Raw genomic sequence first — 20,339 nt, forward strand, 5'->3', positions numbered from 1 at the left:
GAGTAATGAATAGAATAAAACTAACTTAAAAAGCACTGGTGACATGATGAACTCAAGATTCTCTAAAATAAGTATGGCTATTGTGATGGCGGCTAGTCCAATGAGCGGCGTTGTTTACGGCGCTAACTTTGAAGGCCCAGATTCTGTTGAAAATACAATTGCAGAGCAGAAAGCACAAAAGAAATCTTGGAGGGAGTCATTAGCTGAAGATGGTTTTACATTTGGTGCGGATTACTTTGCTTTGGGGCTGACCTCTGGGGATGGGGTTGGCGGCGATAGCGTTGATGCATCGTCGGGTGTGGCGCGATTATACGGTTCATGGCATCTCCTAGGAAAGGACACACAGAACTCAGGTAGCTTAGTTTGGAAGGTGGAACATAGGCATGCCTATGGTGATACTGCGCCAAAAGACTATTCATTCGGCCCACTTGGCTATGTCGGTTCAATTGGCCCTGCATACAGTGACCAAGGGTTCCGTGTTACGGACTTAAATTGGAAGCAAAAAATCAACGATGGCAAAGGCACTATTGTTGTCGGTTGGCAGGATGTAACGAACTATGCGGATGTTTACGCTCTAGCAAGTCCATGGTCTGGCTTTACTAACCTAGCATTTTCGACAGGCTCTGGTGCGATGGGCTTACCTGATGATGGTGTACTTGCGCTTTCTGTTGGTCATATGTTGGGCGAGAATTTTTATGTGGTCGGTGGTATCGCTGATGCAAATGGTCAGTCAGATGATATTTTTGATGGCTTTGACACCGCTTTTGGTAGCGATGCATCTTACTTTACAACCTTGGAGTTAGGTTGGACGGCTTCGCAAGAGCAAATCTATACCGATAATTTCCATGTGACCTTCTGGGATTTTGGCGACGATACTCGTCATAGTAATAGCCTTGCAACGGAAGGTGGTTCGGGCGTCAATTTCTCATGGAGCCAGTTTATGACGCCGCAAGTTATGCCGTTTGTACGTGGTGGTTTCTCTGAAGGGGACGTTGCCCTTTACGATAAATCGATTTCTGTTGGTATGGGTTACTTTGGATTAGGAAAACCAACCAACAATTTAGGCGTGGCACTTAATTGGTCAGAAGTGAATGGTGATTCTTTTGCAGCTGATGCGAAAGCAATAAGTGGTAATACAGAGCAATGGACGGCTGAAATTTACTACAACATGCAACTCAACGATTTCATCCAAGTGACACCTGATATTCAATACATTAAAGATCCTGCGTTCTCCAATGAAAGTAGCGCTTGGGTGTTTGGTGTTAGAGCGAGAGTCTTTATCTAATTCCGTTACTTATTATCTTGTTTAGACCTAAAAAGTGAGCCCATGGTGGCTCACTTTTTGCGTTCCTGCGTGTCATCCAGCGTTAATTAGTTCTTATGAACAATCACTTCGCCTATCAGAGTTGTAAACAGTCATTTCACTGGGTATGGCGTATTATGGTAAGTTCCCGGTTTCAGAATGATCCAAGATAAGACTCCAATTTAGACAGAGGCACATATGATTATTCATTTTAGAATCCAAGACGTAGAAGAGCTTTGGGGAGCCATCGATTTGGCAACGCTCTTGCAGTTGGAACTGAGAGCAGTATCAACCACACCGTTAACTCTCTGATTGAAATAGTTAAGTTACCAATTACACTTGAAGCATAAGTTTGAATGGAGTCAACTTAATGCTTTCACCCCAATCGCTGTATTCCTCTTCTATTGCTCTGATCTTAACTGGCCTTTTTTCATCCTCGGCCTATGCCTCAAATGAAGCGATTCAAAATCGTTTAGAGAAGATATTCGCGGCTTCTATAGCGTTGACTGACAGTGATGCGGTTTCTATTGGCTTTGTTGATTTTGACCCAAATTCATTTATCAATTTGAACGACAATGGTTTTGGCTCCGATAAAACCATCGATACTCGAAGCCAAGTGAGTGTGGGCTCCATTCCTTATTCTTCGGTGATTAACACCGATGATCCTGATCTTGACCTTATTTGGTCTGTGCGAGGGTCTTATGCGCTTTCTGAACAGGATATTGAAATCTCACCGGAAGTGACCTCTGACCGTCGTGTGAATCCGAATAAAGACTCAGTATTGGGCCTGTATGGCTTTTTCGGGGTTCAAAACCATTTAACCCAACGTTGGTCTATCGCGTATGGCTTAGGCACTCACTTGCTCTATTACCGCAATAAATATAAATACAACAACAGCTACTCTCAAGCATTTCAGTCTCAGCTAGACGGCTACGCGCTAAATACCTCAGCATGGGCATTGGTAGGTGAGCCGTCGGTCAAACTCAAGTATTTAAAGCAGCAAGAGTGGGGAAGCTGGAATGTCTCTTCTAGAGTGCGTTATTTCTATGGGGTTGGATGGGGTGAAGCGAACGATGGTGATATCGGTAACCCTGAAGGGATGCGATTTATTAATGAACTAGAGTTTAGGCAAAATGTCGCGCTCGATGCTTGGTCGTTAAACAACCCTCAGGTCCACTATAACTTTAGAAGAATCGATATAGCGGGGGATTTAACGGATCCTTTAGACACACACTATTACTATGAATTCGGCGCTGGGTTGGTGTTCGATGTCCCTTACGACTCTTACTTCTTTGATAACTTCGGTGTCGGGATTAACTTCAATTATGGCAGCTCACTCAGTGGCGGTAGCTTGCTATTCTTACTCAATAATTAGCATAAATTGTTGATCTTAATGGTACTCATATAATTTGAATTTGTATGTGTCGTAAAATGGTAAATATCTTAGTGAAAACTTAGCCATCATAGTCATTCGCCCATCACTAGAGCAGACTATGAATAAGTTAAGTTTTGACCGAAAAATGCCGCTATACGTGGTGTCTACACTTGCCCTTAATATGGCAGTTAGCTTGTGGTTATTGAGTATGGCTTCTTCGGCAGTCATGGATTTTTCTGTGTGCGCGTTGTTTTTGCTCAGCACCCTCATTACTGCACGCCTATATCGACATGAAATGGCTCAAAGCAAGAATAACTTGTCGGAAGCGATCATTGATGGTGTCGCAGGTTTTATTGTCCTCGATAGTCAATTGAGGGTCATACAAGTGAATCAACAATTCTCTCGGGTTTCAGGTTATGCCTTTGACCAAGTCGAATCTCGTCCGATTTCTGAACTCTGTTTTATGAATAACAGCAGCCTAATCACGACCATTACTCGCTCACTCAAGGAAAACCAGAGATGGAAGGGTGAGTTGAGTGGTGTCAGTCGCCTTGGTGAACACTTTACGGTCAACGTGGTTGTCGAAAAGCTTACCGAATTGCTGCCTAATAACGAAAAATACGTGGTCACTTTTACCGATATCAGCCGACGTAAGATCTTAGAGCGTCGATTAAGAATGCTGGTGGAAACAGATTCGCTTACAGGGTGTTGGAACCGACGCCGTTTCGATAAAGATCTAAACCACTACTCAAACCTCGCGGAGCGTTACGGTTACACGCATTCTTGTCTCGCGCTGATCGACTTGGACCACTTTAAATCCATTAACGATAATCACGGCCATGACCAGGGTGACGCGGCACTTAAAGAGGTCGCAGAACTATTGAGAAACAACAGTCGTGATACTGACATTGTGGCTCGTGTTGGTGGTGAAGAGTTTGCCATCTTAATGCCAGAAACCAACTTGGCCGATGCGTTTGAAGCCATGTATCGATTGAAAGAAGTGATTACCAAAGGGACTACATTGAACCTGACAGTGAGCAGCGGTGTGTCTGAAATACAGGCGCAAGCTGAAGCGACCTATCGCAGTGCGGACAGGGCGCTTTATCGTGCCAAGGGAAATGGTCGAAATAGGGTATGTAGTTCGAGTTCAGGCATCCCAGCCCCGATTGTGCTTGGGTAATCTATTTAACTAACGAACTTAACGGTGTCTAAGCCGAGATTGATCGTTGGTATATCTTCGGCGTAAGGCCAGACACACGTTTAAAGGCTCTCGAGAAATGCGAGATGTTGGTGTAACCCAGTTGGCTAGAGATGTAAGTCAGCGTATGACCTTCTTCCATTAGCTCACAGGCGACAGAAAACATCAGATTCTCTTTGATCTTTCGGTAGGTGGTGTTTTCGTTTTTAAGCTTACGTTGAAAGGTTCTCACTGAGAAATTCAGCAGCTCTGCCGCCTCTTCAAGAGAAAGGTCTTGTTCTTTCATGTACGGCTTTAGGAGTTCATAAACGCTATCGGTAAAGCTGGTATGCCACTCAATAAGTGTCGGTTTTGCACTGAGCTCTTTAGACGTAAGACGGATAGGGAGTTTTAAGATCTCTTCAGGAATAAGCACAGCCGACGATGATTGATCAACGAACAGTTGGCAGCTACTTGGCACCAGTGTTTTGACGACATCGATATCATGGCCTTGTAAGCGAACCTTAGTAGGTAACCATGGAGATTGAGATAAAATGGTAATTAATTCAATGATATAAATAACAGCGAAAGCTTCGCCCCATTGAAACATAGGGGAATTGTCTTCAGGTGCGGTTCTGCAAAACCAGCTCTGACCGTGTTCTTGAATAAACTCGACTTTGCTGCCTGGGGAGTCGTAGGCAAAGATTGAATTGATCTGTTTTAGTGCATCGCCAATGGTTTCGAATTCGGTAAATTGATGCAAGACGTTTGGGATGATTCGACGTCGAAATGCCAGTCCAAGAATATCGGTGAACCGTGATACGCCAAGTTGTGCCGACGTGAGATAGATCAAACGCTTAATGGATTCTGACGGCACAAAGTCACTTTCAGATTCGATGAGATCGGGCGGTAAACCGGAATCTTTGAGCAACAGATGTAAATCAAGACCATAGTCAGAAAAAATTTGAACCAAAATTTTAGCGTAGTTCGTTTGAATCACCGGGACTTGATAGTGACTAGAGGTCATGAGAATACAATCCTGTATATATTGTCGCGTTATTAGACGAGCATATCATTTGCAACGTTTTGTTTACTAAATCTAACCCCATTTACTTGAGTTTTCCATTGCTGGGTTTATTTTTAAAGTATTAATTTTGTTGATGTTAGTTATCTAGAAGGGAGTCCCATGTCAGAAGTCGACGGGAATACGCAAGAAGCCAAGGAAGACGTTGGCCAGCAAGAAAACGGAAAAGACAAAGTAAGAAAGGTCACAAACTACTTATTGTTGTTCGTGGCGTTCATGCTGATCTTCAGTGTCATTTCAGACCGTATCATCCCTATTACCGATAATGCTCGTGTAAAAGGCTATATCGTTCCAATCAAGCCTGAGGTGTCGGGTAAAGTGCTCGATATTCTTGTTCAACCTAACCAACTCGTTAATCAAGGCGATAAGCTTGCGATTCTCGACGAATCTGATTACCTCATCGCCGTACAACAAGCTGAGCAAAACTTAGAGATCGCTGGGCAAAATGTCGGTGCTCAAACCGCGAGCATTGCTTCAGCACAAGCGAAACTCACCTCAGCCATTGTTGAAAGACAAAATACCAAACTGCAAGCTAAGCGTGTTTTAGAGATGGCCGATAAAGGTGTCGTTTCTAAATCAGATGCAGATAAAGCGCGAGCAGCATTAGCGACCTCTAGTGCGGCGGTTGTGAATGCAGAAGCTGACCTTGACCGTGCTAAGAAACAAATGGGTAAAGAAGGCGAAGAAAATAGCCAAGTGAAAGCGGCGTTGCTGGCACTTGAACAAGCTCAATTGAATCTAGAACGCACCGTGATTACTGCACCGACACAAGGTGGTGTCTCTAACTTTAGCCTGTCTGAAGGTTTCTATGCATCAGCAGGGCAAGCAATCATGACCTTTGTTTCAACCGAAGATATTTGGATTGAAGCTTATTATCGAGAGAACAGCCTAGGTAATGTAACGGTCGGTGATGAAGTTGAAGTGGCGTTAGATTTCGCACCGGGCAAAGTGGTAAAAGGGCGCGTAAGTAGTATCGATTGGGGTGTTGATTGGGGGCAAAATGACCAAGCAGGTAAGCTTGCTCAAGCTAGCCAACAAACGGGTTGGTTGCGCCAAACACAGATGCTTCCCATAACCATTGAATTTGATAATGAAGAAGTGACAGGCATGCTCCGAGTGGGTGGCCAAGCGGATGTGATTGTTTATAGCGGCGATAACTTTGTATTCAACGCGATAGGCAAAGTATGGATTCGTTTGATTAGCGTATTGTCTTATGTCCGATAAGCCGATTCCTGACCAACAAACACAGCAACGGATCCTGCGATTTACGGTCGGGGTCACGTTGGCTGTTTTCTTGGCGGCGTGGATAAACTGGCCGCTTGCGTTTGTGGCGCCAGTGTTCGCAGCTAAGTTCTTAATTGATAAACCAAATCTCCATAAAGAAACGGTCTACGAATTGCTCTTGGCCGTTGTGGTGACAATGGGGTTAGGTTTATTACTGTCGCGAGGAATTACCCATTATCCAATCCCATTGCTGATTTTAGTGGGGTTAATGATGCTGTGGGGTTACTACTTGTTTGTCGACCCAAAATGGAACCTGTTTGCCACCATACTGTTGATTGCGGTTTTGATGTTGCCATTCATGGCGATTGATAACCCCGGCGTGTCAGTAATGCTGGCCTCTGGCTTAGCGACCTCTGGTGTGGTTTCAGTCATGCTTTTTGCGTTAGTGCATGTATTTTTCCCTGAGCCAAAATCGGCGTTCTCAGGCTTCGCTGCTGCGCCACTCGAAAAGAAACAGCGTTGGTATGCGGCCTTTAGGGCGATGATTATCTCCTATCCAGTGGTGTGCTTTTTCTTTATTTTTCAAATATCTGAAGCTTTACTGACAATGATGTTCATTGCGTTGTTATCGTTGATGATTACGTCAGAGAAGTCGATAAAGTTGAGCGCTTTTTTGGTGATAAGTAACGGTATCGGGGGATTGCTGGCGATTGCTGCTTTTTCAATTCTTTCTATAGTACCCAACATTGTCTTCTATTCTTTGTTTATAGGACTTATTGCCATTCTTATGGCTACCAAGATCTACACGGTTCCCGAAAAAGCACCTATTTTCGCCACTGCTTTTAGTACGTTGCTCGTACTGGTTGGTAGCACGTTGATGAGCTCCGGTGACATCGATAGCAACACTCTTATACGCATATTCCAATTAGTGTTAATTGGCATATATATGATTTTGGCTTCTCTATTCCTAGAAACACGGAATTGGAAGTTTCTACAAAATCAGCCTTAATTTTGTCTAACAAGGACGTCTCATGAAGTTAACCGATGATTTTTCAAAACAGGCGATAGACGCTGCCATCAAGATCGCAGCGATTGCCATGCTCGTGTATTGGTGTTTTTCGATTTTGCGCCCATTCATTCTTCTGGTGATATGGGGTGCGATCATTGCGACTGCGTTGTATCCAGTGGCGGTCGCAATTTCAAATAAAACCGGGATGTCGAAAGGTAAAGCCAGTGCATTGCTGAGCTTTATTGGTGTGATTCTTCTATTTATTCCTTTGGCGGCGCTTTCTTCTGGTATCTACACCAGCGCGACTGACCTGATGACAGGGCTTCAAGATGGCACATTGTCATTGCCTAAACCGAAAGAGTCCTTACAAGATATTCCATTCATAGGTGAGAAGGTTTATTCAACCTTGGTTGCCGCCTCCAACAATATTGAAGGCACTTTCATAAAGTATGCGGATGAACTTAAACAGTTTGCGACGAAAGCGGCTTCTGTTCTTGGCTCGTTAGGTGGCGGCTTTATTCAGTTCATCATCTCTACCATCATTGCGGGTGCATTCATGAGTAATGCCGATAAATGCAAAACCGGCGTGACTCACTTAGTGGCGCGTTTAACGGGCGGTAAAGGTGAAGAGTTGGTAGAGCTCTCTAAATCGACCGTGCGAAGCGTTGTGCAAGGTGTGATTGGTGTGGCTGTGATTCAATCCATGATGTCGGCAATCGGTTTGGTGATTGCAGGCGTTCCAGCAGCTGCGTTTTGGGCGCTAGCTGTGCTGCTCATTGCGATAATCCAACTTCCACCGATTCTCGCTCTATTACCGGCGATCATCTACATGTTCAGCGTTGAATCGACACTGGCGGCGAGCTTGTTCTTAGTGTGGTGTATTTTGGTGAGCGGCAGTGACGCTATCTTAAAGCCAGTATTGCTGAGCCGTGGCTCTCACATTCCAATGTTGGTAATTCTATTGGGTGCACTGGGCGGAATGGCGATGTCAGGCATCGTCGGTCTGTTTGTCGGTGCTGTGATACTGAGTTTAAGCTATGAGCTGATGATGGCGTGGCTTGGACTTGAAGAGAAAAACCAACAAGAAACTGAGAAAAAACCTGCAGAGGTCGAGGGAAAATAGATGAAGCCAGTCTCTAAAGACGACAACTTCTACTTCTTATTCTATGCACTGTTGGTGTTGTTTCTTGGTTGCGCGGTGATGCAGCAGTTTTATCCGCAAGGCCAGAAAACAATCCTATTTCTTATCATTATTACGTTGGCGAGTTCAATTGCCGGTATTCATAAAGAGCGAGCCTTGTATCGCTCTTGGTATGGGCTGTTATTGATTACGGCGCTCGTGTCTGGCGTGTTTTCATTTTTAGAAGGCTATAACCTGTCGATAGTGACGCTATCGGCGTTGGCTGTGTTCTTGTTTTCACACATTTACTCGGCGTTGAAGCAGGTGATGAAAGCCAAAACGGTGACACCCAATCACATCATCGGCTCCATCTGTATTTACTTGTTGCTAGGGTTTGCTTGGTCGACCATCTACTTGTTAATTTTAGAGATCTTTCCTAATGCCTTTAACGGGTTAGAAGAGCAAGTCTGGCTGACGAACTTGTTTAATGCGATGTACTTTAGCTTTATCACCTTGACTACGGTTGGTTACGGCGACATATCACCAGCTCTGCCTATTGCTCAATTCTTTGTGTTTATGGAATCCATTATCGGCAGCTTTTACTTAGCTATCATGGTGGCGAGTTTGGTGAGCATTCGACTTGCACAGTCTCAGTCCCAATAGAGCATTTACAAATAATAGAGCACATACAAACAAGCCCGGCAATCGCCGGGCTTGTTCTATTTTATGAGCTCAAAAGTCTCTTTAAGTTTGAACTCTGTGTGGGCGATGAACCTTAAGCTTCAGTGCCTTGAATCTTCTCTAATTCAGCGATAGTTGTTTGCGATACAAGCTGACCATCCATGTAATAGGTAACGTTTTGACCGTCTTTGATGCCCGTTAGAGTCGCTGTTTCACCAGATGTATAGACGATGTCCATTTGAATCGTGTTTTCGTCGATCTTAATCATCTCACCCGTTTCAATGGTGCGATTGTTAGAAATTGGGCCGACAGGGGCTTCTTTCAGGCTTGGGTCCAGCTCATCGTTCACTTTGAAGTGCGTGTCTGTTTTTGTATCAAATACGTGTGGTGAACCGCTGATAGGGTTTTTACCTGTCCAGAATTCAAGTGAGTTGAATACCACATAGTCTGCTGCGGTAGTAATACCGTATACAGGCGCTAATAAGAAGTTTACACCTGCACGGGCATAGCGGTTATCGACAACTTCAACGTTAAATTTCATCACTTTCCCTGTTACGGCGTTGCTGCCGATACAACCAGTTAGCGCAGAAGCCAAAACCGTTAGTCCTACAATTTTAAGTGCAATCTTTTTCATTTTAGTACCTGTATAAGTTAGAAGTCTGTTTCGTTGGAACAGGTGTAGTATGGTTTTTATTCGATGGTCAGTTTTACCATTTAGCGCCACTGACGATATAAAATGCACTCGGACTTTTGGCATCAAGCTAGGTATAAAACTGGGCACAAAAAAAGCGCGACCTAATAGGGCGCGCTTTGGGGTATTTAGATAAGTCGTAATGAAAACAACGACTCCCATATAGAATTACTTCATCACGTAGGTATAAGCCGATACGACAAGCCAGCGGAAAAATCGAAATAAAAGGGTAGTGGCTTTAAAGGCAAACTTGGCAATGGATACCATTGCTTCTGAACCAATGCTCACGCACTTATGCAAATCGGATTCTTTGTATTCTGAATAGGTCATCTGTTTTCTCATTTCTCGCGCTTGTCTTTCATATGTAAGTAACGACTCCTGTCTGGCGATATCCCCTGAGCGCGTAATGTACGAACTTTCGCCGATAGAGATTTACCATTTTATGCCAAGTGGGTTAATAACTAGCCAAAAGAGAAAGGGCTGAGAGAATTTAACGGCATAGCGAGGTGTAACTGATCAAGTTACCGAAAAAACGAGGGTAATAATGGTATGATCGCGGGCTCAGCACCATAAGTGATAAAGAATAGGAAACAGAATGACTCACCTTACCGAACAGCAAGAAGCTGCAATGGCGACGTTTAAAGAAAACTTACACCTTCCAAATGGTGGCTTTCATAAACTGATTATCGAGCTAAGTAAGGAGTATCAGCTGCCTTTCCAAAAGGTGCGTGCGGTTTTAAAGAAAGCTCAAAAAGATGTTGAACGACAAATACGAGAAGATTTTACCAGCGTTGATGACACAGTACTGAGCCAAGCGAATTGGGTAAACATCATTAAGTCGAAGCTTGTTGACTTAGCGGAAGAAAACCAAACGGTCATGGATAAGCTGCAACAAAACCTGAAGTATCAAAAAGTGTTGTCGGCAACCGAGGGTTCAATCGCAAGCGAAGACGAACGTGACGAGTTGATTGAAGAGTTGATTCAAGCTTATGAGAAAGAGGTGTTCAAACCGTTACTGGCGATGTTGCATACAACGAAGCTGTATTGGAAGTTAATGCTGGTGGATGAGACATGTAAGATGAATGAGGAGAATCGTGAGAAGTTCAGTGATTACCCTCAACACATGCAAGCTGCAGAACACTTATATACTCTTGATCAGAAGTTAAGGTCGATGCCGTTAACTTATTAGTCCATGAATGCACTGATAATGACTCAATGGTGATTTAGAGTTTGATATAAGTTGGTTTCAATAGAAGTACGATAACCTAGCTAGCGTTAGCCGCGTGTGAAATGCAAAAAGGGCTAGGTTTCAGATCTGTTTTACTTCTACTCTATTTTGTTCTGCTAGAGCGAATTGAGGGTGACATCTTTTACATCTTTGGGACTAGATGGTGTTTCTTTTGTAGCCTTTGGGAAATGCTATAGGAGTGTGAAATGTCCTAGGGTGTTTCCGTTGCCTGAAACGATAGTTCCGATGCTTTCTCGTTCATTAAATTCAAAGTCGATGAGATAGCTGTGATGTTGTAGCTTGGGCAATATGTGGCGGTGGAGTATATCGCTATTGAGCTGTCGAATCTCGGTGACCCATGAAATCTCTTCTTTGTGTAAATCTATTTTAATCTTGAGCATTTATTACCTTTTAGTTTATTGACTGTTTTTTCGCGTGATAGTTGGTACCAATGGGTTTGTCGTGTTGTTCTGCGTGACATAACTGTGCCTTGTGTTTATTACATTTGTATTTAAGTGCTCGATCTATTCTGACTTCGCTGACAAAAGAGCAAATGACGATAGATCGGTAGTAGGATCGAATTTAAAAGCTATTGAATGACTATCTGGGTGAAAGCTGACGCAGAGATGGTGTAACGAGGGAATCGAGAACTGTCTATGTGGAACTTGGACTTACTTTAGCATTAACAGCTCTATAGATTAGAGCCAGGTGGCGAACTATACGCCTAGTTTTCAAAATTACAACCCTATTTTCAATTAAATTCAAAAATATTTTTGGGTGATTTACCATCGGTTACTGAAGGTTAAATGAGCGAAGGTCAGGGATTTGACCATGATATCTGACTGAGTCTTGGCTTTTCAGCTGTTCGTATTCGTTGTCATTAGTGGGTTTAATTAATCAGCTGATTTGGTGATGATTAAGTCTCTGTTGTATATGATCTTTACATTGTAAATTACAATCCATGATTTTGGGGTTCAGCGTTGTAATTACAGGGTTTTTGGGTGCTTTCCCCATCTGTTTTTTTCTTCAGGTTGATGAGTATTTTCCTCTTCGCGTCTTTTTGATATTTCTGATTCCTAATACCTCTCCTGACTACGCAAAATATGAATACTCACTTTTACATTTCTGAATAATAAAGTTGTTGTATCGCCAATTTAGTGCAAATATAATTGATAATAGTTCTCACTTGCGTTACAAGTTTGTTGTCAATCCAATGACAGACTTTAAATTATCGTTATTTAGCAGTTGTGTACGCCCCATGCTCGTCTATGAGTAATGTGACTTTCATTGTCATGAGTGGTGGTTTGTATCAATGGCAAAGGAAGAAACATGAAGAAAACAATCAATTCAGTTCGCCAGTTATTGAGCGGGCTTGCCATCGTTCTAGCATCATCATTCATGATGACCGCGCATGCGGAAACCGTCACCATTGAGCATGTGAAAGGCACAGCGCAGTTTACTGAAGTACCACAGCGAGTGGTGGTTCTAGGCCACGGTAGCTTAGACGTGCTCGATAAAATTGGTGTACAGCCAGTTGGCGCGCCTCATAGCTTGCTGCCTGATTACCTAGCTTCGTACAAAGATACGACGGCAAATACAGGCTCTTTAAGCGAACCTGATTTTGAAGCTATCTACATGTTGAAGCCTGACATCATCATCGCGGAAAACCGCATGCTTAAGGTTTACGACAAACTGGCACAAATTGCTCCTACTGTCATGTTTTCTATTGAAGGCGACAAGTACTGGGCTGATGCTCAGCAAAACTGGCGTGTGCTAGGCGACATCTTTGGTAAGCAAGCTGAAGTCGAAGCGATCATTAAAGAGACTCAAGCTTCTATCACAGCGGTAAACGACAAAGTAGCGTCTGACGAAACTTCAGCAATGATGCTAATGAACAACGGTAACAACATTGCGATGTTCAACAAAGGCAGCCGTTTCTCAATCATCTTTGATGACTTTGGTTTCGTGGAATCAAAGAGTGCAACTGTGGCTCCAATTAAAGGGACTCACGGCAACCTAATCTCGTTTGAATACATTGCTGACGCAAAACCTAAAGTGCTTTACGTTCTTGACCGCGAAAAAGCAATTGGCAAATCAGAAGGTCGCGCACAACAGCTGTTTGATAACCCATTAGTTGCGGCGACACCTGCAGCGCAGCAAGGCAACATCGTTTACCTTGATTCAAGTGCTTGGTATTTGGCGGGTGGTGGCGTGACAGCGATTCACAGAATGTTGGGTGATATTGAACGAACGATTCAATAGTCATCAATCATCAGATTTTTGGGCTTATAAGAGCGTTCTTATAAGCCCTTTTTCACTTTTCATACGGACTCAAAGAGCCCTACCTTTAGTATTATTTCTATGTTGAAACCCATTGCCGCTGCTGTATTTCTTGTTGTGTTATGCGTTATGTCATTGATGATTGGAGTCGCTGAGATCAGTTTTAGCGACTTCTTCAATGGCAACCAACACGCCAACTCTATTTATGTTGTTAGTCGAATCCCTCGACTGTTCGCGATTGTGCTTGCCGGTGCGGGCTTGAGTGTCGCTGGCTTGATCATGCAACAGATCGTGCAGAACAAGTTTGCCGCGCCTTCGACGATGGGCACCATTGACTGCGCCATGCTTGGGTACATAGTCGGTATCCTGGTTCTGGGCAATGCAGCGCAATGGAGCTACTTAGGTTTCATTTTCGCGTTTGCGGTTTTCGGAACCATGCTATTGGTCCGTTTTCTACAACACCTGAAGTTCAAGAATGCGGTGTTGGTGCCTTTGATTGGCATCATGTATGGCAACGTTGTTTCGTCTCTAACAACTTTTATTGCTTATAAGTACGACTTAGTACAAACCATGTCGGCATGGACAATGGCGAACTTTGCGAGTGTGTTGCAAGGCAGCTATGAAATTCTTTACCTCGCAGTGCCTGCTTGTGTGTTGGCTTACTACTTCGCGAGTCAGTTCAGTGCGGCGAGTATTGGCGAGAGCTTTGCGAAAAACATCGGCTTGAATTATCAGAAGATCGTCTTCATTGGTGTTGCATTGGTCGCTATCTGTGCCTCTTCTGTAGTGATGATCGTCGGTGTTATCCCATTCCTTGGCCTTATCGTGCCGAATATCGTGTCGCTGATGATGGGCGATAACATGAAGAAGATTCTGCCTTGGACAGCCTATTGGGGCGTGATCTTGGTATTGGTTTGTGACTTGTTAGCTCGAATCGTCATTTTCCCTTATGAGATTCCAATCTCGATGGTAATCAGCATCTTTGGTGGCTTGATTTTTATCTACCTAATCATGAGAGACAAGTCGAATGCGTGATTCAGTAAAAATTGCGATTCTGGCCATCGCGTCTTTGTGTATGGCGGCTGTATTTGTGGGGCAGGGACTTACGTGGGATAACTATGAGTTCTTCTTGTCTCTGCGACTACCTAAACTACTGTCAATTGTGTTGGCGGCGGTGGCGATTTCTGCATCGTCATTGGTGTTCCAAACCATTACTAATAATCGAATTCTAACCCCATCCATTTTGGGCTTTGACAGCTTGTATATGCTGGTTCAAACGGTACTTCTGTTTGTGTTTGGCAGTACCAGTTTCTGGGTGATTGACTCAATCGCAAACTTTTCGATGTCTGTAACTGTGATGATCTTGTTCTCGTTTGCTCTGTTCCATTTCTACTTTAAGAGCAAGCGAAATAACGTTTTCACACTGCTTTTAATAGGCATCGTGTGTGGCAGCGTATTCTCGAGTTTAGCGAACTTCCTTGCGATGTTGATTGATCCCAATGAATTTGCGGTGCTGCAGAATGTGATGTTCGCAAGCTTCAATAACGTGAAAGGCGAACTGGTTTACCTCAGCCTTATTCCATTAGGTTTGAGCTTGCTTGGCCTGTGGTTGTTAGCGCCTAAGCTTGATGTGCTTTGGCTTGGTGTCGATAACGCAACAAGCTTAGGGGTGAATACCAAGCGACTGACTCAAATTACCTTGGTGATTGTGTCAGTGATGGTCGCGGTATCGACGGCTTTGGTTGGCCCAGTGCTGTTCTTTGGTTTAATCACCGTGAGCTTAGCTCGTCAGATATTCAAATCTTATCAACATCGTGTGCTTATCATCGCAAGCAGTTTGTTAGCGGTCGTTCTATTGGTTTCAGGCCAATGGTTTATCGAAAAAGTAATGGCGTTTGAAACCACAGTGAGTGTGATCATTAACTTGGTCGGTGGTTTGTATTTTATGTTCTTGTTGTTACGCACCAGAATTCAGTAAAGGTAGTAAGTAGTGATTAAATTAACAGGTTTAACTAAGAAGTATGGCAAGTCACTCGTGGTTGATGATGCCAGTGCTATGTTCCCGAAAGGAGAAGTGACTTCTATCATTGGCCCAAATGGTGCGGGTAAAAGTACGCTACTTTCAATGGCGAGCCGCTTAACCGAAAGTGATGCGGGCGAGGTCGTTATCGGCGATAAATTACTGGCTGAATGGGATACCAAAGAGCTAGCCAAGCACCTTGCCGTGTTAAGACAATCAAACAACATCAATATGCGATTTACGATTCGTGAGTTGGTCTGTTTTGGTCGTTTTCCGCATTCACAGGGTCGCTTGAAAGACGAAGATCATAAGATCGTCGATACAGCGCTAGAGCACCTTGGCATTACCGACATTCAAAACAAATACCTTGATGAATTGAGTGGCGGTCAGCGTCAAATGGCGTTTATCGCGATGGTTGTGGCGCAAGATACAGATTACGTGTTCTTAGATGAGCCTCTGAATAACCTAGATATTAAACACTCGGTTGAAATCATGCAGACGCTGCGTCGCTTAGCGCATGAGTTTAATAAAGCGGTGGTGATCGTGATTCACGACATCAACTTTGCTTCTTGTTACTCAGATAACATTGTCGCGATGAAGAAGGGCCAAGTGGTTAAGTCGGGTAAGGTTTCGGAAGTGGTTGAAAAGTTAGTGATGGAATCGATCTACGAGATCCCATTTGAGATTCGTGAGTTCGATGGTGTTCGAATCTGTATGTATTATTCTGGTCGTTAGATTACTGGGTCTCTAGCCTGCTTAAACCCCTAGTTACCGAAATGAAAAGAGCTCCTACATTATGAGGAGCTCTTTTTGTCTCTATTTATAGCCGATTTTTAAGACTTGTTCAGTTTTAGCAAACTTGATGAGTTCATCAATGTACGTAGAGCCAACCGAATCAGATATACACATTTCTGGATAGCGATTATCAATGACCAACGCTGCTGTTAATCAGTGATCAATTCATATTCAAGCTTGGTAAGGATTGCAGGGGCGAGTGATTCTAAATCGACCGTCGTATACCCATAGAAGTTTGGCCTGATTTCACTACGTAGTTTAGTTATAGAATCTTTTGTATTCTCTTCCATCATCAATTTGTCATTAAAATCAGCGAGTAACTTGAGTTGTTGCCCAGAGAGAGCGGATAGATATTCGCTGTAACCACCGACAGAGCTGTATAACAGTTCATAGCGACCACCTTCTGCTTCTTCAATGTAATAATTACCTGAACGCGCAATATTGGATATGGCAGCATGTTCTGTTGTCGAGTTAACGAAGTTGGTTTCCAAATAAGTGGCGCTGCCTGCGTGGTAGTTCACATCAGCGACAAACCCCGGTTTAGGGAAAATGAGAAAAGCATCTATTGTGTCGTTGGATGTTATTGCAGAAAGAATAAACTTACTGTCTTTGTAGTACTTTATCTGTACCTCACCATTCGACATCTTGGTATAAACCGGAGAGCCAAATGTCTCTTCTAAAATGCCACTGGAAGCACGAATATAGACTTTAGAAAGACGCTCGTTAGATGGAGCATCTGAAAAGTTAGAAATTAAGAGGTCCCAACCTTTGCTTCCCATATCAATAGCATCGTTGAACTGACCACCTGCGATGATCAGCGCAATGATGGCAAGGATAGAGTTTGGTGTCTTCTCTCTCATTATTTCAAGAAAATCTTTTTGATCTTCATTGGGAGCTTGTTGAGTTAAAGACATGTCTTCTTCTGGTGCTGTTTTATCAACAGATGAAGGTAGAGCTTGTTCTGACATGATAAAACCTTATTCAGCAACAACTTGAGGTGCTCGTGCAACCACCCGGGTACATAAATATTCTTCGACATCTTTTTCTACAGAAACGCTTTCTGTTACCCAGGTAAACTTCATTAGCTGGTTGGTCAGTTGTTTTGTGGTCGATTTAGCGGTTACGGTTGTAGTCACAACATTGTCCTTACGATCTGCTGTTACAATCTTCTTTTTCTCCGAGGTTCGATTTGTATCGAGCTCTTTTTGCACCATGGCTTCGAGAGATGCGGCTAGCGATGCTCTCGCCTCCATTGAAGCGATGTCCATATCAAGCGTCATGTCTCCCATACTTTCAACACAAGCAACGCCTGCGATTAAGCCTTCAGGCAAATCAGATTGTGGGTTCATGCGCCAACTAGGAAATTCGGAGTTAGCAGCTGCTTGAAATGACAATGTAGTAATTGCAGCGATAATTAGAGTCTTTTTCATGTTTTATCCTTAAATCATATTCTTTTCGTAATTAACTTCTGTTTTACTTACTTTTTTCAAGTAGTTACGAGTTTCCGCAGCAGAGTGCTTTTGTTGGATAGTTTGGAATACTTGTTGTGGCTCAAGCTGGTTAATATTCTTGATTGCAACTGAGCGTTTGCCTCCGAAAATACGATAGATTGGGCCCATGCCTCCATTATAAGCCGCTGTTATGCAGTACTTTAAGCTCTCTTCATTGGTAACGCCTTTGAAGTAGCGAGAGCGCAGTAAGTGCAAATAAGCGGTACCGACCTCAATGTTTTTTTCGGGGTCGAATAAGTATTCTTTATTCAGTAGCTGTTGTTCACCAAATAGGAAGTTTGTCGCATCTAATCCTGCGGAACTTGGGACAATTTGCATCAGGCCAAAGGCAGGAATATGTGAGGTTGCTGTAGGATCGAAAGCGCTTTCTGTTTTGATGATAGACAGTATAAATTCAGGCTCAAGTTTGTATTTTTCTGCGTAAACTTCAACGGTATCAAAAAAGCGTTGTTCTTTACGATTAAGCCAACTTGGCGGAAAAGAAATAACGGCTTTGAGAACGGTATTGCCTTTACTGTCTTTGGCTTTGGTCACGGCCACATTTTCAAGAGCTTTGTCTAACTCTTGAGCCTGAACCTTTGGTGTTTCGGAAACGGGTAAGAATGTCTTGTCACTGAGTTTCTCAACATTTGTTGCTTCAATCAGTTCAGAGGTATAAGCATCGGCTTGTTGGGCTTCGCCAATGGTCAGCTGAGATGTACGCACGATCTCTTCTTTGAGTTCTTCTATTGAGGTTGTTTCACCTGCAATAGTGGTGACTTGAATCGTATTTTTCTCGAAGTTAACTTCACGCTTTATTTGTAGAGAGGGGCTGTAGCTGACCCACTTAAATTGGTCGCTAAAGGTAGGATTATCCCAAGACTCTGAAACTTTGGTTTTAAACTTATCAAACTCTTGTTGAGCTTGTGCCACATATTGATCGAATTCGCAGTTCTTTTGCACTTTGTAAAGATCAAATTGGGCTTCACTGCAGAGTTTGTATTTTTCAAACTCATCTTTAGCTTCAAAAGGTTGATTGACAAAATGTTCGACGCTAGGGCAACTTTGTTCGGTAATTGAAAGTTCACACGCTTGTTGCAGCGTATCAGCAGATGCCCAGCCACTAGAGATCAGTATTGCTAAAGGGGATAGCTGACAAATTATTTTCTTCATATCTGTTCCTTGACCGAGGGATTAACCTTTCTCTATCGAGAGTCGTTCCATGACAAAATCACAGTGCTCGAAATAGTTCAGGATCAATCCAAACCCTGGGGTGTCTGTTGATAAACGCGATTCATCCAATCGCTCAAATCGAGAGGTATCAATTTTTGTAGGGCAGAGCAATGCGATGTTGGTATCGTATGTCTCTTGTCCATCGTTGAGCAGTGCTTCGATGCCGTCATATTTGTTTCTATCTGGAAACTCGATAGAGTCGCTATCTGTGACTTGATGGTTTTCAACTAACACGCCAGTACTGCCATCTTCATAAACTTGAAACAAAGAGAGGTAACCCGCTTGGTTTGAGTTGAGTTGAATAAAGTAATGGTCGCCAGCATTGAGTCGTCGCTTGGATGATTGAATATCTATACTGTCATCTGAATAGTTGAAAAATAGGTGGTTATACTTTGCTTCGGGTAGTATTAACTGGCCACTACTGCTGGAGAGCATCCAGCCCCCAGCAAACCGCTCGATATCTATATCCGGCAGACATTGGTGTTGTTCTACCCAGTTTTTTAGCATGGTCGTTGTTGACCAGTATGGGTGTAATTCACTGTGACATTGTGATTTCTTTAACCAAGCAGTGAGCTTTTGTACAAATGACTCGGGGTCATATTGAACTTGAACATAAAACTGGTTTTGCGATTTTTCACTGTTGATAATGGTGACGTTGTTTCGGAAAACTACATTGGATATGGACTCTTTATGAGAAGCCGCAGATTTTTTCAACTCGCCATTTTCGAAGGTTTTAGTGCTGGTGGTATTACTGACTATTCGGTTTTCAACACTTTTAGCCAGATCATGATAAGCCGCGTCTTTGGCTTGTTGATAAGTGTTGCCTTTACCGAACCCATAGCTCAAAGTTGAGTCCAATGGCACTTCCCCGTACCAAGACGGGGAGGCGAAAGCACAAGCACTCGACAGGGAGATGATTAGCGCTATTATTTTCATTAGTCTTCTTTTTTACCTGGGTTTGGCGCTTGCATTATTGTCCAACTACCATCTAGTCCGTACTTATCATAGATATTAATTGCAATACTTCTTCCTGTTTGAACTGCTGACATAACGTAGCTTCCACGATATACACCGTAATTCAGGTTTCCTTCTGAAGTTTTAATAATCTTTTCGTAGGTATTCGATTGAGTAATAGCTAGTTGATTTTTTTCTAACGGTCCACTTAGTACTTGACCTGAACGCTGATCAGAGTTTTTACAACCAATATTATTGGCTGGTTTAAAAAAGCTCCAACTGGATCTTCCATTGGATGTAACTGATGGCCCTTCAACGAACCAACTACAATTGTTAGTGTCTAGATAGTGTCCGGCAATTAGTTGGTTGGCACTTGTAAAGGCAACTGATTTTATGGAACTCATATTCTTAAATACTAGGTTGCCATTTTTGTCCGCTGCGAACTCTGCACTCATGTCAAAGAATTGAGTTTGTCCAGTGTCCTTGTTGGTTACTGGTACGCGTAACATGGTTACTTGGTTACCAGCACCTTGGAAGTGAGCACCTTGGAATGCGATATCTAGATTAGAGTTCTCTACATCCGCAGCGAAGGCTGTTGATGAGATAAGAAGAGCGGATGTTGCTAAAAGTGTTTTCTTAAACATGGATATAAGCCTTAATCAATGTTTCAAATAG

21 protein-coding genes are annotated in these 20,339 nt (G+C 43.1%); 12 read left to right on the forward strand and 9 right to left on the reverse strand.

Annotated elements, in window-relative coordinates:
* The first annotated feature begins 85 nt into the window (after positions 1-85).
* From AB6F11_RS07300 to AB6F11_RS07310, 3 genes are all read left to right on the forward strand, one after another.
* Positions 86-1,285 (forward strand): carbohydrate porin, encoded by a 1,200-nt coding sequence (locus AB6F11_RS07300; RefSeq protein ID WP_104216422.1) that lies wholly within the window; start codon positions 86-88, stop codon positions 1,283-1,285.
* 388 nt (positions 1,286-1,673) lie between these two features.
* Positions 1,674-2,678 carry a Solitary outer membrane autotransporter beta-barrel domain gene (locus AB6F11_RS07305; protein WP_104216400.1) on the forward strand — a complete coding sequence of 335 codons (1,005 nt, stop codon included), beginning with the start codon at positions 1,674-1,676 and terminating at the stop codon, positions 2,676-2,678.
* Positions 2,679-2,796: 118 nt separating this feature from the next.
* A complete protein-coding gene (locus tag AB6F11_RS07310; protein WP_102393606.1) occupies positions 2,797-3,858 on the forward strand; it encodes a sensor domain-containing diguanylate cyclase in 1,062 nt (353 codons plus the stop codon).
* Between the two features lie 28 nt (positions 3,859-3,886).
* Here the strand turns inward: AB6F11_RS07310 and AB6F11_RS07315 are convergent, their stop codons facing one another.
* A complete protein-coding gene (locus AB6F11_RS07315; protein ID WP_102393607.1) occupies positions 3,887-4,882 on the reverse strand; it encodes an AraC family transcriptional regulator in 996 nt (331 codons plus the stop codon).
* 159 nt (positions 4,883-5,041) lie between these two features.
* Between AB6F11_RS07315 and AB6F11_RS07320 the strand changes: the two genes are divergently transcribed.
* The 4 genes from AB6F11_RS07320 to AB6F11_RS07335 are packed head-to-tail and all read left to right on the forward strand — an operon-like array spanning position 5,042 to position 8,955.
* Positions 5,042-6,163, forward strand: coding sequence for an HlyD family secretion protein (locus AB6F11_RS07320; RefSeq protein WP_102393608.1), 1,122 nt, complete (start codon positions 5,042-5,044; stop codon positions 6,161-6,163).
* Positions 6,153-7,172: a DUF2955 domain-containing protein gene (locus AB6F11_RS07325; RefSeq protein WP_102393609.1), complete on the forward strand. Its 1,020-nt coding sequence runs from the start codon at positions 6,153-6,155 to the stop codon at positions 7,170-7,172. The genes AB6F11_RS07320 and AB6F11_RS07325 overlap by 11 nt, the downstream gene beginning before the upstream one ends.
* 22 nt (positions 7,173-7,194) lie before the next feature.
* Complete coding sequence (locus AB6F11_RS07330; RefSeq protein WP_017068458.1) at positions 7,195-8,295, forward strand: AI-2E family transporter; 1,101 nt, start codon at positions 7,195-7,197, stop codon at positions 8,293-8,295.
* Positions 8,296-8,955, forward strand: coding sequence for a potassium channel family protein (locus AB6F11_RS07335; RefSeq protein WP_017061900.1), 660 nt, complete (start codon positions 8,296-8,298; stop codon positions 8,953-8,955). It abuts the gene before it with no gap.
* Positions 8,956-9,067: 112 nt separating this feature from the next.
* On the opposite strand, the gene AB6F11_RS07340 is transcribed toward AB6F11_RS07335, so the two are convergent.
* The gene (locus AB6F11_RS07340; protein WP_017061899.1) at positions 9,068-9,607 is read right to left on the reverse strand and encodes a DUF3332 domain-containing protein; all 540 of its coding nucleotides are present in this window, start codon (positions 9,605-9,607) and stop codon (positions 9,068-9,070) included.
* 225 nt (positions 9,608-9,832) lie between these two features.
* Positions 9,833-9,994 carry a hypothetical protein gene (locus AB6F11_RS07345; protein ID WP_170962358.1) on the reverse strand — a complete coding sequence of 54 codons (162 nt, stop codon included), beginning with the start codon at positions 9,992-9,994 and terminating at the stop codon, positions 9,833-9,835.
* 265 nt (positions 9,995-10,259) lie between these two features.
* Here AB6F11_RS07345 and AB6F11_RS07350 point away from each other — a divergent pair, with 265 nt between their 5' ends.
* Positions 10,260-10,853, forward strand: coding sequence for a hypothetical protein (locus AB6F11_RS07350; RefSeq protein WP_017061898.1), 594 nt, complete (start codon positions 10,260-10,262; stop codon positions 10,851-10,853).
* A 230-nt stretch (positions 10,854-11,083) separates the two neighbouring features.
* Here AB6F11_RS07350 and AB6F11_RS07355 read toward each other — a convergent pair whose 3' ends face one another.
* A complete protein-coding gene (locus AB6F11_RS07355) occupies positions 11,084-11,293 on the reverse strand; it encodes a hypothetical protein (RefSeq protein WP_004731601.1) in 210 nt (69 codons plus the stop codon).
* A 928-nt stretch (positions 11,294-12,221) separates the two neighbouring features.
* Here AB6F11_RS07355 and AB6F11_RS07360 point away from each other — a divergent pair.
* From AB6F11_RS07360 to AB6F11_RS07375, 4 genes are all read left to right on the forward strand, one after another.
* The gene (locus tag AB6F11_RS07360; RefSeq protein WP_102393610.1) at positions 12,222-13,154 is read left to right on the forward strand and encodes a siderophore ABC transporter substrate-binding protein; all 933 of its coding nucleotides are present in this window, start codon (positions 12,222-12,224) and stop codon (positions 13,152-13,154) included.
* A gap of 99 nt (positions 13,155-13,253) precedes the next feature.
* Complete coding sequence (locus AB6F11_RS07365; protein ID WP_017094729.1) at positions 13,254-14,207, forward strand: ABC transporter permease; 954 nt, start codon at positions 13,254-13,256, stop codon at positions 14,205-14,207.
* Positions 14,200-15,150: an iron chelate uptake ABC transporter family permease subunit gene (locus AB6F11_RS07370; protein ID WP_004731594.1), complete on the forward strand. Its 951-nt coding sequence runs from the start codon at positions 14,200-14,202 to the stop codon at positions 15,148-15,150. The genes AB6F11_RS07365 and AB6F11_RS07370 overlap by 8 nt, the downstream gene beginning before the upstream one ends.
* Positions 15,151-15,162: 12 nt before the next feature.
* Entirely contained in the window at positions 15,163-15,927 is a 765-nt protein-coding gene (locus AB6F11_RS07375; RefSeq protein ID WP_102393611.1) for an ABC transporter ATP-binding protein, read from the forward strand.
* 209 nt (positions 15,928-16,136) lie between these two features.
* Here the strand turns inward: AB6F11_RS07375 and AB6F11_RS07380 are convergent, their stop codons facing one another.
* From AB6F11_RS07380 to AB6F11_RS07400, 5 genes are read right to left on the reverse strand one after another with little or no spacing between them, the layout of a single operon-like run.
* Positions 16,137-16,955, reverse strand: coding sequence for an ETEC_3214 domain-containing protein (locus AB6F11_RS07380; RefSeq protein WP_170962357.1), 819 nt, complete (start codon positions 16,953-16,955; stop codon positions 16,137-16,139).
* Positions 16,956-16,964: 9 nt separating this feature from the next.
* A complete protein-coding gene (locus AB6F11_RS07385) occupies positions 16,965-17,417 on the reverse strand; it encodes a hypothetical protein (protein ID WP_017102532.1) in 453 nt (150 codons plus the stop codon).
* A 9-nt stretch (positions 17,418-17,426) separates the two neighbouring features.
* Positions 17,427-18,650, reverse strand: a complete 1,224-nt coding sequence (locus AB6F11_RS07390; protein WP_102393612.1) for a murein transglycosylase domain-containing protein — start codon at positions 18,648-18,650, stop codon at positions 17,427-17,429.
* Between the two features lie 21 nt (positions 18,651-18,671).
* Positions 18,672-19,646 (reverse strand): LPP20 family lipoprotein, encoded by a 975-nt coding sequence (locus AB6F11_RS07395; protein WP_102393613.1) that lies wholly within the window; start codon positions 19,644-19,646, stop codon positions 18,672-18,674.
* The gene (locus AB6F11_RS07400; RefSeq protein ID WP_102393614.1) at positions 19,646-20,308 is read right to left on the reverse strand and encodes a hypothetical protein; all 663 of its coding nucleotides are present in this window, start codon (positions 20,306-20,308) and stop codon (positions 19,646-19,648) included. The genes AB6F11_RS07395 and AB6F11_RS07400 overlap by 1 nt, the downstream gene beginning before the upstream one ends.
* Positions 20,309-20,339 lie beyond the last annotated feature (31 nt).

The sequence above is a fragment of the Vibrio sp. 10N.247.311.14 genome (assembly GCF_041467715.1).
In the GTDB taxonomy this organism is placed as follows: domain Bacteria; phylum Pseudomonadota; class Gammaproteobacteria; order Enterobacterales; family Vibrionaceae; genus Vibrio; species Vibrio crassostreae_C.

Coding starts and splice junctions, on each gene's coding strand:
- AB6F11_RS07300 (WP_104216422.1), top strand. CDS start 86: ATGGCGGCTAGTCCAATGAGCGGCGTTGTTTACGGCGCTAACTTTGAA.
- AB6F11_RS07305 (WP_104216400.1), top strand. CDS start 1,674: ATGCTTTCACCCCAATCGCTGTATTCCTCTTCTATTGCTCTGATCTTA.
- AB6F11_RS07310 (WP_102393606.1), top strand. CDS start 2,797: ATGAATAAGTTAAGTTTTGACCGAAAAATGCCGCTATACGTGGTGTCT.
- AB6F11_RS07315 (WP_102393607.1), bottom strand. CDS start 4,882: ATGACCTCTAGTCACTATCAAGTCCCGGTGATTCAAACGAACTACGCT.
- AB6F11_RS07320 (WP_102393608.1), top strand. CDS start 5,042: ATGTCAGAAGTCGACGGGAATACGCAAGAAGCCAAGGAAGACGTTGGC.
- AB6F11_RS07325 (WP_102393609.1), top strand. CDS start 6,153: ATGTCCGATAAGCCGATTCCTGACCAACAAACACAGCAACGGATCCTG.
- AB6F11_RS07330 (WP_017068458.1), top strand. CDS start 7,195: ATGAAGTTAACCGATGATTTTTCAAAACAGGCGATAGACGCTGCCATC.
- AB6F11_RS07335 (WP_017061900.1), top strand. CDS start 8,296: ATGAAGCCAGTCTCTAAAGACGACAACTTCTACTTCTTATTCTATGCA.
- AB6F11_RS07340 (WP_017061899.1), bottom strand. CDS start 9,607: ATGAAAAAGATTGCACTTAAAATTGTAGGACTAACGGTTTTGGCTTCT.
- AB6F11_RS07345 (WP_170962358.1), bottom strand. CDS start 9,994: ATGACCTATTCAGAATACAAAGAATCCGATTTGCATAAGTGCGTGAGC.
- AB6F11_RS07350 (WP_017061898.1), top strand. CDS start 10,260: ATGACTCACCTTACCGAACAGCAAGAAGCTGCAATGGCGACGTTTAAA.
- AB6F11_RS07355 (WP_004731601.1), bottom strand. CDS start 11,293: ATGCTCAAGATTAAAATAGATTTACACAAAGAAGAGATTTCATGGGTC.
- AB6F11_RS07360 (WP_102393610.1), top strand. CDS start 12,222: ATGAAGAAAACAATCAATTCAGTTCGCCAGTTATTGAGCGGGCTTGCC.
- AB6F11_RS07365 (WP_017094729.1), top strand. CDS start 13,254: ATGTTGAAACCCATTGCCGCTGCTGTATTTCTTGTTGTGTTATGCGTT.
- AB6F11_RS07370 (WP_004731594.1), top strand. CDS start 14,200: ATGCGTGATTCAGTAAAAATTGCGATTCTGGCCATCGCGTCTTTGTGT.
- AB6F11_RS07380 (WP_170962357.1), bottom strand. CDS start 16,955: ATGTCAGAACAAGCTCTACCTTCATCTGTTGATAAAACAGCACCAGAA.
- AB6F11_RS07385 (WP_017102532.1), bottom strand. CDS start 17,417: ATGAAAAAGACTCTAATTATCGCTGCAATTACTACATTGTCATTTCAA.
- AB6F11_RS07390 (WP_102393612.1), bottom strand. CDS start 18,650: ATGAAGAAAATAATTTGTCAGCTATCCCCTTTAGCAATACTGATCTCT.
- AB6F11_RS07395 (WP_102393613.1), bottom strand. CDS start 19,646: ATGAAAATAATAGCGCTAATCATCTCCCTGTCGAGTGCTTGTGCTTTC.
- AB6F11_RS07400 (WP_102393614.1), bottom strand. CDS start 20,308: ATGTTTAAGAAAACACTTTTAGCAACATCCGCTCTTCTTATCTCATCA.